Here is a 14,959-nt window from a genome sequence, read left to right as displayed (position 1 = left end):
TGAACGAGGATCACCGGGCGCCGCGGGGCACCCGTCGGCCCCACCGTAGGGCGAGGCGCGGCGGATGAGGCTTGTCCACCGTGGAGTGGAGCGGCCGGACGGTGCGCCGCTTTGTCGGAGGCGGCCACGACAGGCCCCTGACCTGCGGCGGCGGAGCCCCGGAACAGCCGCTCCGGCACGCCGCTACGGCGTCCCCGACGAGGCCGCCGTCGCCTTCAGGGCCAGCCACAGCTCCATGCGGACGTCCGGATCGTCCAGCGAGCGGCCGAGGATCTCCTCGACGCGGCGCATCCGGTAGCGCAGGGTGTGGCGGTGGACGCCGAGGTCGGCCGCCGCCGCGTCCCACTGGCCGTGCCGGGAGAGCCAGGCGCGCAGCGAGGCGACGAGGTCCCCGCGGCCCTTGGCGTCGTGCTCCCGCAACGGCCGCAGCATCCCGTCGGCGAAGGCGCGCACGGCGTCGTCGGCGAGGAGCGGCAGGACGGAGCCGGCGGCGAGCTCCTCGTGCTCGACGAGCACCCTGCCGCGGCGGCGGGCGACCGAGAGGGCCTGTTCGGCCTGCTTGTACGCGGCGGAGACCGCGATCGGCCCGGAGGGCGCCGAGAGGCCGACGACCACGTCGGGTTCGTCGGCCCCGGACTCGCGCGGCGGCCGCTCCTCCTCGGCCCGCGCGTACTCGGCGCAGGCCGCGACCACGGCTCCGCCGTCCACGGCCAGGACCACGAGGCGCTCCCCCTCGGGCACCGTCAGCAGGGTCTCGCCGGACCGGCCGGCCGCCGCCTCCAGCGCCTCGGCGAGCGGTTCGGTCCCGGCGGGGGCCGGCGCCTCCGCGATGAGGAGCCGGAAGGGCGCGTCGAGGAGACCGCCGTACAGGTCCCCCGCGACGGCCCGGGCGTGGTCCGACTGGCCTGCGAGCAGCATCCTCAGGACCGCCGCCCCGAGGCGCTGTTCCGCACCCTGGAGCGCGCGGGAGCGTGCCGTGGTCAGTGTCAGCAGCGCGACCGCCGAGTTCACGGCGTACCTCTCGGCCGTGCCGAGGGCCGCGCCCGTGCCGACGGCCAGTGCGCCGCGGGCCCGGCGGCCGGTGCCCAGGGACTGGAGCTCGACCCGGTCGTCGCCCTCGGTGTCGCCCACGACGGCGCTGGCGGGGGCGGGGCGGTCGCGCAGGCGCTCGACCTCCGGCGTGAGCCGGGCGGCGCGCCGGGCCGCCCAGTCCGGTGCGGCGGCGAGAACGGCCCCCGAGGAGTCGTACAGCGCCGCCCAGCCGTCGATGTGCGCGGCGAGCCGGGTGAGGAGCGCCGCCGGGCCGTCGCCTGCGACGGCCGCCCTGGTCAGCTCGCGCTGGGCCTCGAACCCGGCCGTGACCGAGCGGTACTGGTCGGCCGCGATGGCCGCCGACACGGCCTTGCTGATGGCCAGGAACGGCGTGCGTCTGGGCACTTCGACGAGCGGCAGTCCCGCTTCCTCGGCGGCGTCGACGAGAGCCGCCGGGATGTCGTCGTACGTGACGCCGACACCGAAGCCCACGCCCGCGACTCCGGCGCAGGCCAGCCGCTGTACGTACCGGCGCATGGTCCCGGGGTCCCGGGCGTCGAGGTTGGTCGCCGTGACGAGGAGCAGCTCACCGCCCTCCATGTACGGCACGGGGTCGGCCAGCTCGCTGGCGTGTGCCCAGCGGACCGGGGTGCCGAGCCGGTCGGCCCCCGCCCGGACGGTCAGCCGGAGCGCCGAGTGCTGGACGAGGGAGGCGAGAGTGAGAGGCATGGGACCGGCGGACCTCTGGGAGTCGATGGGACCGCCCTGGGGGCGGGCCGGTTGCGCCGCCCGGGACGGGCAGCTCGATTACGCCGCCTCGTACAGACGGTCGCCGTCAATTCTGCCAGGGCGGCAGGGTCCCCGTCACCGCCCGTTCAGCCATTCAGTTCGACGAGGAGCGGGGGCGCGTGCTCGCCGTCCACGGTGGTCAGTGACAGGACGGCGTGCCCGGCGGGCAGGGAGTACGCCAGTTCCGAGGCCGACCAGCGCTCCCGTTCGACCCGGCGGACGGTGACGGCTTCCCTGGTCACGGCCTTGCCCGTGACGAGCTTGCGCAGGGCGTGGAGCGCGCGGGTGAAGGGCTGGTCGGCGAAGACGGCGTGCTCGGCGACCTCGCGGGTGTCGATCCACTCCTTGCCCCAGGCCTCCGAGAAACGCTTGCCGTCCCAGGTCGTGACGCCGCTGAACGCCATGCGGCAGCCGACCGCGCCCAGCAGCGCGGTGTGCAGCTGCTCGGGCACGTCGTCGACGGTACGCAGGGTGAGAACGGCGCCCGCGTTGACCGAGCGCAGCCGCCGTACACCGCGGACCGTCCCGGCGGTGATGGTGTGCGTCGCGTCGTCGAGCACGAGGCAGACGAACAGCGACCGGTCGGTCCGGGCAGCGGTGACGGCCGTGAACTGGGCGAGCACGAGCCGGGCCAGCAGGCGTGAGGCCTCCGCGTGCGCCCGCTCCGGAAGGTCGATCCTGACCCGCAGCGGCAGGTGCTCCAGGGAACGCAGCGAGAAGGGCCGTGCCTGCTCGCCGGTGGCGAAGAACGGCGCGAACGCGGGGCGGTCGAGGAGGGCGATCCGGTCGGCGAGGACGGGCGCGGGGTCCCCGGCTCCGCCCTGCTGGCGGGTGCGGGCGTCCAGCTCGCGCAGCATCGACTGATGGCCGCCGGCCGCCAGTGCCTCCCGCAGTGCGTCGGTCGGCGCGTGGTCACCGTCCAGCAACTGCCGGAGTTCGGGCAACCCGGGGAAGTGCCCGTGGGCCGCGCGGTAGGGGCCCAGCAGCTGGGCGAGCACGGTCGCGGCACGCCGGCTGTCCAACTGGGGCACGTCGCCGACCAGACCCTCCGCGAGCACGCTCGCGGCCTCGTCGGGATCCGTCGTGCCGCCGTACAGGTCGAAGTCGTGGACGGAGGCGGGGTCGCCGATGCGGACCACGACGTCGAACGCCTCGTCGGGGCCGAGTTCGCCCGCGCCACCGCCGACGGCGAGCACGGCGGCCCGGCCGGCGAGCGCCTGCAGGGCGAGCGACTCCACGACGGGGCGCACCAGCCGGGCGGACTTGCCCGCCCCGGGCGGCCCGACCGCGAGCAGGGAGGTGCCCAGCAGCCCGGGTTCCAGGGCGGTGCCGGAGCCGCGCCGGGCGTAGGGGTTGTGCGGGTCGTCGGCGAAGGTGCCGATCCGCACCTGTCCGGTGAGCAGGTCGTGCCGGGCGGCGCGGCGCGGCAGGTCGCGGGCGCCCGAGGGGTGCAGCGCTGCGGCGCCTGCGGTGCGCAGGACGGCCTCGGTGAGCGCGGCGAGCCGCTCCGGGTGCGCCCTGCCGACGGTCCAGGCGTGGCGCAGCCTCGCGACGTCGACGTCGTTCATCCGGCCGCTGCGCACCTCGGCGGTGAGGATCTCGGCGGCGTCCGTCAGCCCTGCGGCACGCAGCTCGGGCCACTGCCCGTGGGGAGGCGCGTCCGGGGGCGCGGAGGGCGCGGTGGGTGCCTGGCCGCCTCCCTTCCCCGTGCGGGCGGCGATCAGCTCGCGCCAGCGGCCGAGGCGGGCGAAGGGCCAGAGCACCCCGAGGCCGATCACGGCGTAGATCACGTCGACCACGGTCTGGCTCCGGTAGATCTCACCGCCGGCGACGGCGGCGACCAGAATCAGCAGCGGCCTGACGAGCGGGACCGCGTCCTTCCACACGAGGACCTCGGCGACGGCGCCTCCGGCGGCCGTGGCCAGTGCGAGGAAGGGCTGCCCGCGTCCGGCGACGTGGCGCCGGAAGATCTCGGACCAGTTGCCGAGCCTCCCGCAGCCGTAGACCAGGAGCCCGAAGAGGACGGCCTCGTAGACCGTGAGGGCGTCGGCGCCCTCGACCGTCCTCGGCCCGCCGAACGTCCCGGCGTACCACCAGTCGCCGGGGGTGAACAGCTTCAGCGGGACCAGGCGGTAGGGGACGTAGCCGTTGCGCCACAGGGACCACAGGAGCAGCCCGGAGAGCGCGGAGATGAGCAGCCCCACCATCAGCGAGCGGTCCGACACGCCTTCGGGCTTCTCCGGCGGGCGCGGGGCGTGGCCGAAGCGCCAGACGCCTGGGCCGGCCTCGGGGCGGGGTGTGCACAGCCAGGCGTCGAGGCCTCCGACGGCCGGCGAAGGCCCCGGGTGCGGTGCGTACGCGGGCGGCGGCGGCGCGGCGGGCGGTGGCCCCGCCGGACGGGGTACCCGGTCCGCGCCCGTGCCCCGTGCGTCGTACATGCCTTCGGTGTCCATGAACCGCTGCCCCCTGACCAGCCAGGTCCCGCCTTCTGCACCGGCCAATCTAGTGCCCGGGCACCGGGAGTTCAGCCATGCGGGCGGATGACCCGGCGAGGCGTCCCGCAGCCGCGGCGTCCGGTCATCTGTCCGTCGCGGACAAGGACACGCCGGCACCACTCCCGATCGGAGCATGACCGCTGCCCGCGCCCGCCCCTAGCCTGCTGAAACAGAAGCGTCCGAAACACCCCCAGGAGCCCCGCATGTCCGACATCCCGCAGGAGCGCCGCGTCGTCACTGCCATCCCCGGCCCGAAGTCGGTCGAGCTGCAGGCTCGCCGTGTGGCGGCCGTCGCCGCGGGTGTGGGTTCCACACTGCCGGTCTTCACCGCCCGGGCCGGCGGCGGGATCATCGAGGACGTCGACGGCAACCGGCTGATCGACTTCGGTTCCGGCATCGCCGTGACGTCCGTCGGCGCCTCCGCCGAGGCCGTGGTGCGCCGGGCGTCCGCGCAGCTCGCCGACTTCACCCACACCTGTTTCATGGTCACGCCCTACGAGGGGTACGTCGAGGTCTGCGAGCAGCTCGCCGAGCTGACGCCGGGCGACCACGCCAAGAAGTCCGCACTGTTCAACTCGGGCGCCGAGGCCGTCGAGAACGCCGTGAAGATCGCCCGCGCCTACACCAAGCGCACCGCGGTCGTCGTCTTCGACCACGGCTACCACGGCCGTACCAACCTCACGATGGCCCTGACGGCGAAGAACATGCCGTACAAGCAGGGCTTCGGTCCGTTCGCGCCCGAGGTCTACCGCGTGCCCGTGGCCTACGGCTACCGCTGGCCGACGGGGGCCGAGAACGCCGGCGCCGAGGCGTCCGCCCAGGCCATCGACGAGATCACCAAGCAGATCGGCGCCGACAACGTCGCCGCGATCATCATCGAGCCGGTGCTCGGCGAGGGCGGCTTCATCGAGCCGGCCAAGGGCTTCCTCCCGGCGATCGCCCGGTTCGCGAAGGACAACGGCATCGTCTTCGTCGCGGACGAGATCCAGTCCGGTTTCTGCCGCACCGGCCAGTGGTTCGCCTGCGAGGACGAGGGCATCGTGCCCGACCTCATCACCACGGCGAAGGGCATCGCCGGCGGTCTGCCGCTGTCCGCGGTGACCGGCCGCGCCGAGATCATGGACGCCGCCCACGCGGGCGGCCTCGGCGGCACCTACGGCGGGAACCCGGTGGCCTGCGCGGGTGCGCTCGGCGCCATCGAGACGATGCGCGAGCTGGACCTGAACGGGAAGGCCAGGCGCATCGAGGAGGTCATGAAGGGCCGGCTCGCCGAGATGCGGGCCAAGCTGCCCAACGGCGACGTCATCGGTGACATCCGCGGCCGCGGCGCCATGATCGCGATCGAGCTGGTGAAGTCCGGCACGAAGGACCCCGACGCCGCGGCCGCCGCCTCCCTGGCCAAGGCGTGCCACGCCGAAGGGGTCGTGGTGCTGACCTGCGGCACCTACGGCAACGTGCTCCGCTTCCTGCCGCCGCTCGTCATCGGCGAGGACCTGCTGAACGAGGGCCTGGACATCCTCGAGCAGGCGTTCGCGCGGCTCTGATCCGTGCGACCCGTCCGGCCGCCGGGGGCCGTTTTCGACGGCATCGGCCCGGGCCGGGGTGAGGGCGTGTGAAGAAGGTGTGCGGGGGCGATGGCGGGATACCGTTGTCGCTTCCGGTGCCCACCCCCTCTGACGTACGGTTTTCCCAGATGAGAGAAACACCCCGCCCGCAGGGGACTGCGGGCGAAGCCGGGCCGGGGCTCCCCCAGCTCCGTTCCGGCCGTGCCTTCGCGCACACCACCGGAGCTTCGGGCTCCGGGACTCCTCACCGATCGGATGGCCGCTCGCCCCACACCCCCCGGGGCGCGCGGCAACCCGATCCGACCGGCCACCCCGGAACAATCCCCCCTGTTCCCCGGTGGCCGGTCCTTCTCGTCTCCACGGCCGCGGTGTCGGCGGTCCTCTTCGCGCTGATCACCTGGCAGGTACTGACCGGCGGTCCCCTGCTCGGGCCCGACGAGAGGCTCGGCCTGGAGCTGGCGGGACGCGGTCCGGCCCGCCTCGCGGATCTCTTCTCCGACCTCGGCAACCCTCAGGTCGCCGGGTCCGTGCTGGTGTGCGCGGTCCTGGTGGCCTGGTTCCGCCGGGCCCGGCGTGCGGCCCTGTTCGCCGTCCTGGCCTTGGCGGCCGTACCGGCCCTGGTCGTCCCGCTGAAGATGTGGACGGACCGTCAGGGGCCGCTGACGGAGGCCACGGGCTACTACCCCTCGGGTCACACGACCACGGCGGCGGTGGCGTACGGCGCCGCGGCCCTGCTGCTCGCCCCGTATGTGAGGCGGTCGTGGATGACGCTCGTCGCCGCCGTCCTGCTGACGGCGGCGACGAGCGTCGGTCTGGTGCTGCGCGGCTACCACTGGCCGCTGGATGTGGTGGCCGGCTGGTGCCTGAGCGCGGTGCTGCTGCTCACGCTGCGGGCCCTCACGAGGAGTGGTCAGCCGCCGAAGTAGGCGTCGAAGTTCCTGCTGAACTCCCAGTTGTTGAACCGGTCCCAGTTGATGGACCAGGTCATCAGCCCGCGCAGCCCCGGCCAGGTGCCGTGCGTCTGGTACGAGCCGCAGTCGGTCTTCCTCGTCAGGCAGTTCAGCGCCTTGGTGACCTCGGCGGGCGAGGTGTGGCCGTTGCCCGCCTGGGTGGACGCCGGGAGGCCGAAGGCCACCTGCTCGGGGCGCAGTGCGGGGAAGACCCTGGACTGGTCGCCCGCGACGGGGAAGCCGGTGAGCAGCATGTCGGTCATCGCGATGTGGAAGTCGGCGCCGCCCATCGAGTGGTACTGGTTGTCCAGTCCCATGATCGGGCCCGAGTTGTAGTCCTGGACGTGGAGCAGGGTGAGGTCGTCGCGCAGGGCGTGGATGACCGGCAGGTAGGCACCGGCGCGCGGGTCCTGGCCGCCCCAGGGGCCGGAGCCGTAGTACTGGTAGCCGAGCTGCACGAAGAAGGTCTCGGGGGCCATGGTGAGGACGAACTTCTCGCCGTACTTCGCCTTGAGGGACTTCACCGCGGAGATGAGGTTGACGATGACGGGGGTCGTCGGGCTGCGGAAGTCGGTGTCGCCCGTGGCGAGCGACAGCGAGTGGCCCTCGAAGTCGATGTCCAGGCCGTCGAGTCCGTAGGTGTCGATGATCCTGCCGACGGAGGTGACGAAGGCGTCGCGGGCCGCGGTCGAGGCGAGTTGCACCTGGCCGTTCTGGCCGCCGATCGAGATCAGCACCTTCTTGCCGGCTGCCTGCTTGGCCTTGATGGCGGCCTTGAACTCGGCTTCGCTCTCCACGTTCGGGCACTCCGTGGCGGGGCAGAGCGAGAAGCGGATGTCGCCCGAGGTGACGGACGTCGGCTCGCCGAACGCGAGGTTGATGACGTCCCACGAGTCCGGCACGTCGGCCATGCGCGTGTAGCCGGAGCCGTTGGCGAAGCTGGAGTGGAGGTAGCCGACGAGGGCGTGGGCCGGGAGCCCGCCGCTGTCGCCCCCGCCGCCGCCCGTGCCCGTGGTGACGTTCACGGCGGCGGACTTCGCGGACTCGCCGGCGGAGTTGACGGCGCTGACCTGGAAGGCGTACGCGGTGGAGGCCGTGAGGCCCGTGACGGTCGCCGAGGTCGCGGTGGTGTCGAGGACCTTGGTGCCGCCGCGGTAGACGCGGTAGCCGGTGGCTCCGGCGGACGCCGTCCAGGACAGCGGCACGGAGGAGGCGGTGGCCGTCCCGGCCTTCAGTCCGGCGGGGGCCGAGGGGACGGTGACGGGGGCGCCGCCGGGGCCGATCAGGGTGAGGTCGTCGGCGTAGTAGGCGGGGGTGCCGTACCAGCCGTGGGTGTAGACGGTCACCGAGGTCGTCGCGGGGCCGGTCCTGAAGGTCGTGGTGAGCTGCTTGTAGGCACCGGCGGACTGGGTCCAGGTGGACACGTCGGTGGTGCCGGTGCCGGACGCCCCGAGGTAGACGTAGTCACCCCGCACCCACGCGCCCAGCGTGTAGGCGGAGTCGGGCTTCACCGTCACCGTCTGGGAGCACCGGGCGTTGTCACTGCCGGCGGGCGTCGCCTTCAGCGCCGATGTGCCGCCGTGCACCGGGGTGCTGACGACCGCTCCGCTGCCGGCCGAGCAGGACCAGCCGTCCAGGCCCGCCTCGAAGCCCCCGTTGCGCGCCAGATCGGCGTCCGCGGCGCCGGCGGCCGGTGCCGTGGCGACCAGGGCACCGGCGGCGAGCAGCACCGCCGAGAGGCCGGCGAGCAGCCCGGACGGTCTGACGGATGGTCCGGTACGGGATCCGGTGCGTTCCACAACAGCCTCCGTGCGCGCAGGAATTGAGCCGTTCGCGCACAACATGGTCCAGACCAATCAAGTTGTCAAGACCTCTGGCGCCGCGTCATCCCCCGTCACGGCCGCCGCGGGCGGCGGCTGCCTCGTGCAGGGCGAGTTCGAGCAGGGCGGCGTCGGTGAGCACCCCCGAGCCGTCGGGCGGGATGAGCCATCGCACGCCCCCGACCGTGCTGCCCGGACGCGGCACGACGATCCAGGCACCCCGCCCGACCCCGCGGATACCCGTCCCGACCCACCGGGCAGCCGTCCCCGGGGGCACGAAGAAGCCCATCCGGGAGTCGCCGAAGTCCGCCAGCACCGGCCCCGGCCTGTCGACGAGGCGGGTGATCACGTCCAGCGTCGGATAGCCCAGTTCGCCGGGGACGATCAGCACGTCCCAGCGCTTCCCGGCGGGCAGGAGCGCGATCCCCCGCGGATTGCGCTCCCACTCCTCCCGGCAGGCCTCCGGGTCCGGTGCCACCGATGCGAGCCATACGACCGCGGCTTTCGCCCCCGTGCCGGTCATGGACTGCCTCCCTCTCCCGTGGGCACCGGCGGCGTTCCGACGGTGCGTTCACGGAGGAGAGAGCGGTCGGACCGGATCATGACGCGGGTTCGGCCACCCGTCGGCGGTGACCTGGCTCACCCTCGGTCAGCTGTCGAAGCCGAGCCCCATCCGGTCCATGGTCCGCAGCCAGAGATTGCGGTGGCCCCCATGGCTGTCGGCGCGGGCGAGGGACCTCTTGGTGAGTTCGATCCCGGCCCAGGCGAAGGGCTCGGGCGGGAAGGGCATCGGCTTGGAACGGACCATGGCGAGCGTCGTGCGCTCGGTCTCCTCGCCCGCGAGCAGGTCGAGCATCACGTCGGCCCCGAAGCGGGTCGCCCCGACCCCCAGCCCGGTGTATCCGGCGGCATAGGCGACGCGCCCGCCGTGGGCCGTGCCGAAGAAGGCGGAGAAGCGCGAGCAGGTGTCGATCGCGCCGCCCCAGGCGTGACTGAAGCGCACTCCGGCGAGCTGGGGGAAGCACTCGAAGAACTGCCCGGCGAGCTTCAGGAACGTCTCGGGCCGCTGGTCCAGGGAGGAGTCCAGCCGGCCGCCGTAGGGATAGATCGCGTCGTACCCGCCCCACAGGACGCGGTTGTCGGCCGAGAGCCGGAAGTAGTGGAACTGGTTCGCGCTGTCGCCGAGGCCCTGGCGGTTTCCCCAGCCGATCGAGGCGAGCCGGTCCGCGTCGAGCGGCTCCGTCATCAGCGCGTAGTCGTACACCGGCACCGTGTACGCGCGCACCCGCTTGACCAGCGACGGGAAGATGTTCGTGGCGAGGGCGACCCGGCGGGCGAACACCCGGCCGTACGGGGTGCGCACCGCGGCACCGGGCCCGGACGCCGCGAGGTCGAGACCCCGGGTGTGCTCGAAGATCCGTACGCCGAGACCGAGGCAGGCCTCCTTGAGCCCCCAGGCGAGCTTCGCCGGATGCAGCATGGCGACGCCGCGCCGGTCCAGCAGTCCGCCCAGGAATGTCGGTGAATCGACTTCGGCGCGCACCTGGTCGCGGTCGAGGAGTTCCAGCCCGGTGAATCCGAGCTCCCGTGTGCTGCGGTGCCATGCGCGCAGTTCTTCGAGCTGATGCGGCTGGGTGGCCACGTCGATCTCACCGGTGCGCTCGAAGTCGCAGTCGATGGAGTAGCGGGCGACGGCCGCCTCGATGGCGTCGAGGTTCCGCGCGCCCAGTTCCTCCAGCTTCCGGATCTCGTCCGGCCAGCGCTCCAGTCCGTTGGCGAGGCCGTGGGTCAGGGACGCCGCACAGAACCCGCCGTTGCGGCCCGAAGCGGCCCAGCCCACCTCGTCGCCCTCGATCAGGACGACATCGCGGCCGGGGTCCCGCTCCTTGGCGAGCAGGGCGGTCCACAGACCGCTGTAGCCGCCGCCCACGACGAGGAGGTCGCAGTGCTCGTCACCCGTGAGGGCGGCCAGTGCCCGGGGCCGCCCCGGGTCGTCGAGCCAGTAGGACAGGGGGCGCGCGTCGGAGAGTGACCGTGCGGCGGTACGCATGGCATCCGGGGCCATGGTTTCCAACTCCTTCGGGTTCTACTGTTTTCCCGCGTTGCTCTTCCGCCGGTTCGATACGAGCTGCCCGGCGAGGACCACCGCCACGGCGATGACGAACATGGCCGTACCGATGACGTTGATCTGCACAGGTGTCCCACGCTGGGCCGATCCCCACACGAACATGGGGAAGGTCACCGTGGAGCCGGCGTTGAAGTTGGTGATGATGAAGTCGTCGAAGGAGAGCGCGAAGGCCAGCAGTGCTCCCGCCGCGATCCCGGGTGCGGCGATCGGCAGGGTGACCCGGACGAAGGTCTGGACGGGACCGGCGTAGAGATCGCGGGCGGCCTCCTCCAGCCTCGGGTCCATCGACATCACACGCGCCTTGACCGCCGTGACGACGAAGCTGAGGCAGAACATGATGTGGGCGATCAGCACCGTCCAGAAGCCGAGCCTCGCCCCCAGGTTGAGGAAGAGCGTGAGGAGTGAGGCGGCCATGACGACTTCGGGCATGGCCATCGGCAGGAAGATCAGCGAGTTGACCGCGCCGCGGGCGCGGAAGCGGTAGCGGACCAGGGCGAAGGCGATCATCGTGCCGAGCACGGTCGCGCCGGCCGTGGCCCACACGGCGATCCGCAGCGAGAGCGACAGGGAACCGCAGAGGTCGGCGACGCCGCAGGGGTCCTTCCAGGCGTCCAGGGAGAACCTCTGCCAGGCGTAGTTGAAGCGTCCGTTCGGCTTGTTGAAGGAGAAGACCATGACGACGGCGTTCGGCAGGATCATGTACGCGAGGGTCAGCAGACCGGCGAGCACGACCAGGTTCCGGCGGATCCATCGGAGTACGGGCATCAGACCAGGTCCTCCGTACCGGAGCGGCGGATGTAGACGGTGACCACCAGGAGGACGACCGCCATGAGGATGAAGGAGAGGGCGGCCGCCGTCGGATAGTCCAGGACCCGGAGGAACTGGCTCTGGATGACGCTGCCGACCATCTTGGTGTCGGTGGAGCCGAGGAGTTCCGCGTTGACGTAGTCGCCGCTGGCCGGGATGAAGGTCAGCAGGGTGCCGGAGACGACCCCGGGCATCGACAGCGGGAGCGTCACCTTGCGGAAGGTGGTGGCGGGAGTGGCGTAGAGGTCGCCCGCGGCCTCGTGGAGCCGGCCGTCGATCCGGTCCAGCGAGGTGTACAGCGGCAGGATCATGAACGGCAGGAAGTTGTAGGTCAGGCCGCAGACGACGGCCATCGGGGTGGCGAGGACGCGGTTGTCCTCCGTCCAGCCGAGCCAGCTGGTGACGTCGAGGACGTGCAGCGTGCCGAGGACGTCCACGACCGTGCCGCCGTCGGCCAGGATCGTCTTCCAGGCGAGCGTGCGGATCAGGAAGCTGGTGAAGAAGGGCGCGATGACCAGCACGAGGACGAGGTTGCGCCAGCGCCCCGCCTTGAAGGCGATCAGATACGCGAGCGGGTAGCCGAGCAGCAGGCACAGGAGTGTGGCCGTGCCGGCGTACAGCAGGGACCTGATGAACTGCGGGTAGTAGTCGGTGAGGGCGTCCCAGTACGTGCGGAAGTGCCACGTGACCTGGAAGCCCTTCTCCAGGGAGCCGGTCTGCACGGAGGTCGACGCCTGGTAGACCATCGGCAGGGCGAAGAACACGAGCAGCCACAGGATGCCCGGGAGCAGCAGCCAGTAGGGGACGAGCCGCCTGCGGGCCGACGGTTTGCGGATCTTCGGCTCGGTGGTCCGCGCCGGCGGCGCCTCGGTGACGCTCACGCCGCGTCCTCCACGCTCTCCACTCCGGCGGCGATGTCCTGGGCAGAGTCCAGACCGAAGGTGTGCTCGGGGTTCCAGTGCAGGACGACCTCGGCGCCCGGGGCGAGGCCGGCGCGGTGCTCGACGTTCTGCTCGTAGACGTGCAGCGCCTCGCCCGCCGGGCTCTCGACGACGTACTGGGTGCTGACCCCGATGAAGCTGGAGTCGACTATGCGCCCCGGGACGCGGTTGCGGCCCCCGGCTATCGCCGCGCCGTCCTCGGCGCGTGCCAGGGAGATCTTCTCGGGGCGGATGCCGACCAGCAGCCTGCCGCCGGTCGTGGCGGTGGCCCGACATCGCGTGCCGGGCAGGCGGAGCTTGCCGCCGCCGGCCGAGACGACGATCTCCGTACCGGTGGAGACGATCTCGCCCTCGATGAGGTTGGAGGTCCCGAGGAAGTTCGCCACGAAGGTGGTGCCGGGGTTCTCGTACAGATCGGCGGGGGCACCGAGCTGTTCGACCCGGCCGCCGTTCATCACCGCGACGGTGTCGGCCATCGTCATGGCCTCCTCCTGGTCGTGTGTGACGTGGACGAAGGTGATGCCCACCTCGGTCTGGATCCGCTTGAGTTCGAGCTGCATCTGGCGGCGCAGCTTGAGGTCGAGGGCGCCGAGCGGCTCGTCGAGGAGGAGCACCTGCGGGTGGTTGATGAGGGCACGGGCCACGGCGACGCGCTGCTGCTGGCCGCCGGAGAGCTGGTGCGGGCGCCGGTGGGCGAAGTCGCCGAGCTGCACGAGGTCGAGCATCTCGCCGACCTGCTTCTTCACCGACCTGATCCCGCGCCGGCGCAGGCCGAAGGCCACGTTCTCGCTGACGTCGAGGTGCGGGAAGAGCGCGTAGCTCTGGAAGACGGTGTTGACGGGCCTCTTGTACGGGGGCAGGTCCGTGATGTCGCGGCCGCCAAGGGTCACGGTGCCGGTCGTGGCCTCCTCCAGCCCCGCGATCATCCGCAGGGTGGTGGTCTTGCCGCAGCCGGACGCGCCGAGCAGCGCGAAGAAGGAGCCTTGCGGGACGGTCAGGTCGAGGGGATGCACGGCGGTGAAGGAGCCGTACGTCTTGCTGATCCCGGTGAGGCGGACGTCGCCGCCCGCCGTCTGCTGCTGTGTCATGGGTCGCGGTCCCAGTGGTGTCGGGGGAGATCGGGAGGGGCGGGCCTGTCAGGCGCCGATGAGCTTGGCGAACTTCTCCTCGTACGCCGTCTCTTCTTCCGAGCTGAGGGAGCGGAAGGCCCGCGACTTCGCGGCCATCGCCTTGTCGGGCAGGATCAGCGTGTTGGAGGCCATCGCCTCGTCGATCTTCGCGAGCTCCGCAGCGACGCCGTCGACCGGGCAGACGTAGTTGATGTACGCGGCGAGCCGGGCGGCCACCGGGGGTTCGTAGTAGTAGTCCATGAGCTTCTCGGCGTTGGTCTTGTGCCGCGCCCTGGCCGGGACCAGCATGTTGTCGCTCGACGTGATGTAACCGGCCCCCGGTATCGCGAACTTGATGTCCGGGTTGTCGGCCTGGAGCTGGATGATGTCGCCGGCCCAGGCCACACAGGCCGCGATGTCGCCCTTGCTGAGGTCGGCGGTGTAGTCGTTGCCGGTGAAGCGGCGTATCTGCTTCCTGTCGACGCCCTTCTGCATGCGGCCGATGGCGGCGTCGTAGTCGGCGTCGCTGAAGGAGCCGGGGTCCTTGCCCATGTCGAGGAGCGTCATGCCGACCGAGTCGCGCATCTCCGACAGGAAGGAGACCTTCCCCTTGAGCGCGGGATCGTCGAGCAGCTGGGTGACGGAGTCGACCTTGCGGCCGCCGGTGGCCTTCTGGTTGTAGGCGATGACCGTCGGGATGCCGGTCCAGGGGTAGGAGTAGGCCCGTCCGGGGTCCCAGTCGGGGGTGCGGAACTGGGGCGAGAGGTTCGCGAACGCGTGCGGGAGGTTCGAGGGGTCGAGCTTCTGCGCCCAGCCGAGGCGGATGATGCGGGCGGCGAGCCAGTCCGTGACGATGACGAGGTCGCGGCCCGTGTCCTGGCCGGCCGCGAGCTGCGGCTTGATCTTCCCGAAGAACTCGACGTTGTCGTTGATGTCCTCGGTGTACTTGACCTCGATCCCGGTGCGTTTGGTGAACGCGTCGAGGGTCGGGCGGCTCTTCTCGTCCTCGCTGACGTCCATGTACTCGGTCCAGTTGGAGAAGTTGATCCGCTTCTCCGCCGCCGAGTGGTCGTCCGACGCCGGGGCGTCGCCCTGCCGTTCCGCCGGCGGGATGCCGCACGCGCTCAGCGTGCCGAGGCCGCCGAGCGCGAGGGCGCCCACGCCGGACGCCCGCAGGAGCGAACGGCGGGTGAGGGCTCCCCTGCCGTTTCGGAGGCTGCGCCTCATGGCGGCAAGCTGGGGCGCGGAGAGGCGCTCGGGCTCGTACTGCTCCATACGCGTTGCCCTTCCGGGTGGGTGGGGCCGCCTGCCGGCGGCCGCTTG

11 protein-coding genes are annotated in these 14,959 nt (G+C 72.0%); 2 read left to right on the top strand and 9 right to left on the bottom strand.

What is annotated here, in order from left to right:
* Nucleotides 1-183 precede the first annotated feature (183 nt).
* On the bottom strand, nt 184-1,761 hold the full coding sequence (locus tag ACFYY2_RS25970) for a PucR family transcriptional regulator (RefSeq protein ID WP_388746973.1): 1,578 nt from the start codon (nt 1,759-1,761) through the stop codon (nt 184-186).
* Nucleotides 1,762-1,907: 146 nt separating this feature from the next.
* Nucleotides 1,908-4,274: an ATP/GTP-binding protein gene (locus ACFYY2_RS25965; RefSeq protein ID WP_388746970.1), complete on the bottom strand. Its 2,367-nt coding sequence runs from the start codon at nt 4,272-4,274 to the stop codon at nt 1,908-1,910.
* Nucleotides 4,275-4,519: 245 nt separating this feature from the next.
* Between ACFYY2_RS25965 and gabT the strand changes: the two genes are divergently transcribed.
* Nucleotides 4,520-5,860, top strand: coding sequence for a 4-aminobutyrate--2-oxoglutarate transaminase (gene gabT, locus ACFYY2_RS25960; RefSeq protein WP_388746967.1), 1,341 nt, complete (start codon nt 4,520-4,522; stop codon nt 5,858-5,860).
* Between the two features lie 149 nt (nt 5,861-6,009).
* On the top strand, nt 6,010-6,807 hold the full coding sequence (locus ACFYY2_RS25955) for a phosphatase PAP2 family protein (protein ID WP_388746964.1): 798 nt from the start codon (nt 6,010-6,012) through the stop codon (nt 6,805-6,807).
* On the opposite strand, the gene ACFYY2_RS25950 is transcribed toward ACFYY2_RS25955, so the two are convergent.
* The 7 genes from ACFYY2_RS25950 to ACFYY2_RS25920 form a co-directional block, all read right to left on the bottom strand.
* On the bottom strand, nt 6,792-8,630 hold the full coding sequence (locus ACFYY2_RS25950; RefSeq protein WP_388746961.1) for a chitinase: 1,839 nt from the start codon (nt 8,628-8,630) through the stop codon (nt 6,792-6,794). The genes ACFYY2_RS25955 and ACFYY2_RS25950 overlap by 16 nt on opposite strands.
* 85 nt (nt 8,631-8,715) lie before the next feature.
* Complete coding sequence (locus ACFYY2_RS25945; protein ID WP_388746958.1) at nt 8,716-9,174, bottom strand: hypothetical protein; 459 nt, start codon at nt 9,172-9,174, stop codon at nt 8,716-8,718.
* Nucleotides 9,175-9,300: 126 nt separating this feature from the next.
* Nucleotides 9,301-10,716 (bottom strand): NAD(P)/FAD-dependent oxidoreductase, encoded by a 1,416-nt coding sequence (locus tag ACFYY2_RS25940; RefSeq protein WP_388746955.1) that lies wholly within the window; start codon nt 10,714-10,716, stop codon nt 9,301-9,303.
* Nucleotides 10,717-10,737: 21 nt separating this feature from the next.
* Complete coding sequence (locus tag ACFYY2_RS25935; RefSeq protein WP_388746952.1) at nt 10,738-11,544, bottom strand: ABC transporter permease; 807 nt, start codon at nt 11,542-11,544, stop codon at nt 10,738-10,740.
* Nucleotides 11,544-12,467 (bottom strand): ABC transporter permease, encoded by a 924-nt coding sequence (locus tag ACFYY2_RS25930; protein ID WP_388746949.1) that lies wholly within the window; start codon nt 12,465-12,467, stop codon nt 11,544-11,546. The genes ACFYY2_RS25935 and ACFYY2_RS25930 overlap by 1 nt, the downstream gene beginning before the upstream one ends.
* A complete protein-coding gene (locus ACFYY2_RS25925) occupies nt 12,464-13,615 on the bottom strand; it encodes an ABC transporter ATP-binding protein (RefSeq protein WP_388746946.1) in 1,152 nt (383 codons plus the stop codon). Before ACFYY2_RS25925 ends, ACFYY2_RS25930 begins: the two co-directional genes overlap by 4 nt.
* Before the next feature lie 48 nt (nt 13,616-13,663).
* Entirely contained in the window at nt 13,664-14,911 is a 1,248-nt protein-coding gene (locus tag ACFYY2_RS25920) for a spermidine/putrescine ABC transporter substrate-binding protein (RefSeq protein WP_388746943.1), read from the bottom strand.
* Between the last annotated feature and the right edge of the window lie 48 nt (nt 14,912-14,959).

Source organism: Streptomyces sp. NPDC001822 (assembly GCF_042892135.1).
Taxonomy (GTDB): domain Bacteria; phylum Actinomycetota; class Actinomycetes; order Streptomycetales; family Streptomycetaceae; genus Streptomyces.
This window is presented reverse-complemented; position numbering and strand designations above follow the sequence as displayed.

Excerpts from the sequence above, each read along its gene's own strand:
- ACFYY2_RS25970 (WP_388746973.1), bottom strand. The coding sequence starts at position 1,761 with ATGCCTCTCACTCTCGCCTCCCTCGTCCAGCACTCGGCGCTCCGGCTG.
- ACFYY2_RS25965 (WP_388746970.1), bottom strand. The coding sequence starts at position 4,274 with ATGGACACCGAAGGCATGTACGACGCACGGGGCACGGGCGCGGACCGG.
- gabT (WP_388746967.1), top strand. The coding sequence starts at position 4,520 with ATGTCCGACATCCCGCAGGAGCGCCGCGTCGTCACTGCCATCCCCGGC.
- ACFYY2_RS25955 (WP_388746964.1), top strand. The coding sequence starts at position 6,010 with ATGAGAGAAACACCCCGCCCGCAGGGGACTGCGGGCGAAGCCGGGCCG.
- ACFYY2_RS25945 (WP_388746958.1), bottom strand. The coding sequence starts at position 9,174 with ATGACCGGCACGGGGGCGAAAGCCGCGGTCGTATGGCTCGCATCGGTG.
- ACFYY2_RS25940 (WP_388746955.1), bottom strand. The coding sequence starts at position 10,716 with ATGGCCCCGGATGCCATGCGTACCGCCGCACGGTCACTCTCCGACGCG.
- ACFYY2_RS25935 (WP_388746952.1), bottom strand. The coding sequence starts at position 11,544 with ATGCCCGTACTCCGATGGATCCGCCGGAACCTGGTCGTGCTCGCCGGT.
- ACFYY2_RS25925 (WP_388746946.1), bottom strand. The coding sequence starts at position 13,615 with ATGACACAGCAGCAGACGGCGGGCGGCGACGTCCGCCTCACCGGGATC.
- ACFYY2_RS25920 (WP_388746943.1), bottom strand. The coding sequence starts at position 14,911 with ATGGAGCAGTACGAGCCCGAGCGCCTCTCCGCGCCCCAGCTTGCCGCC.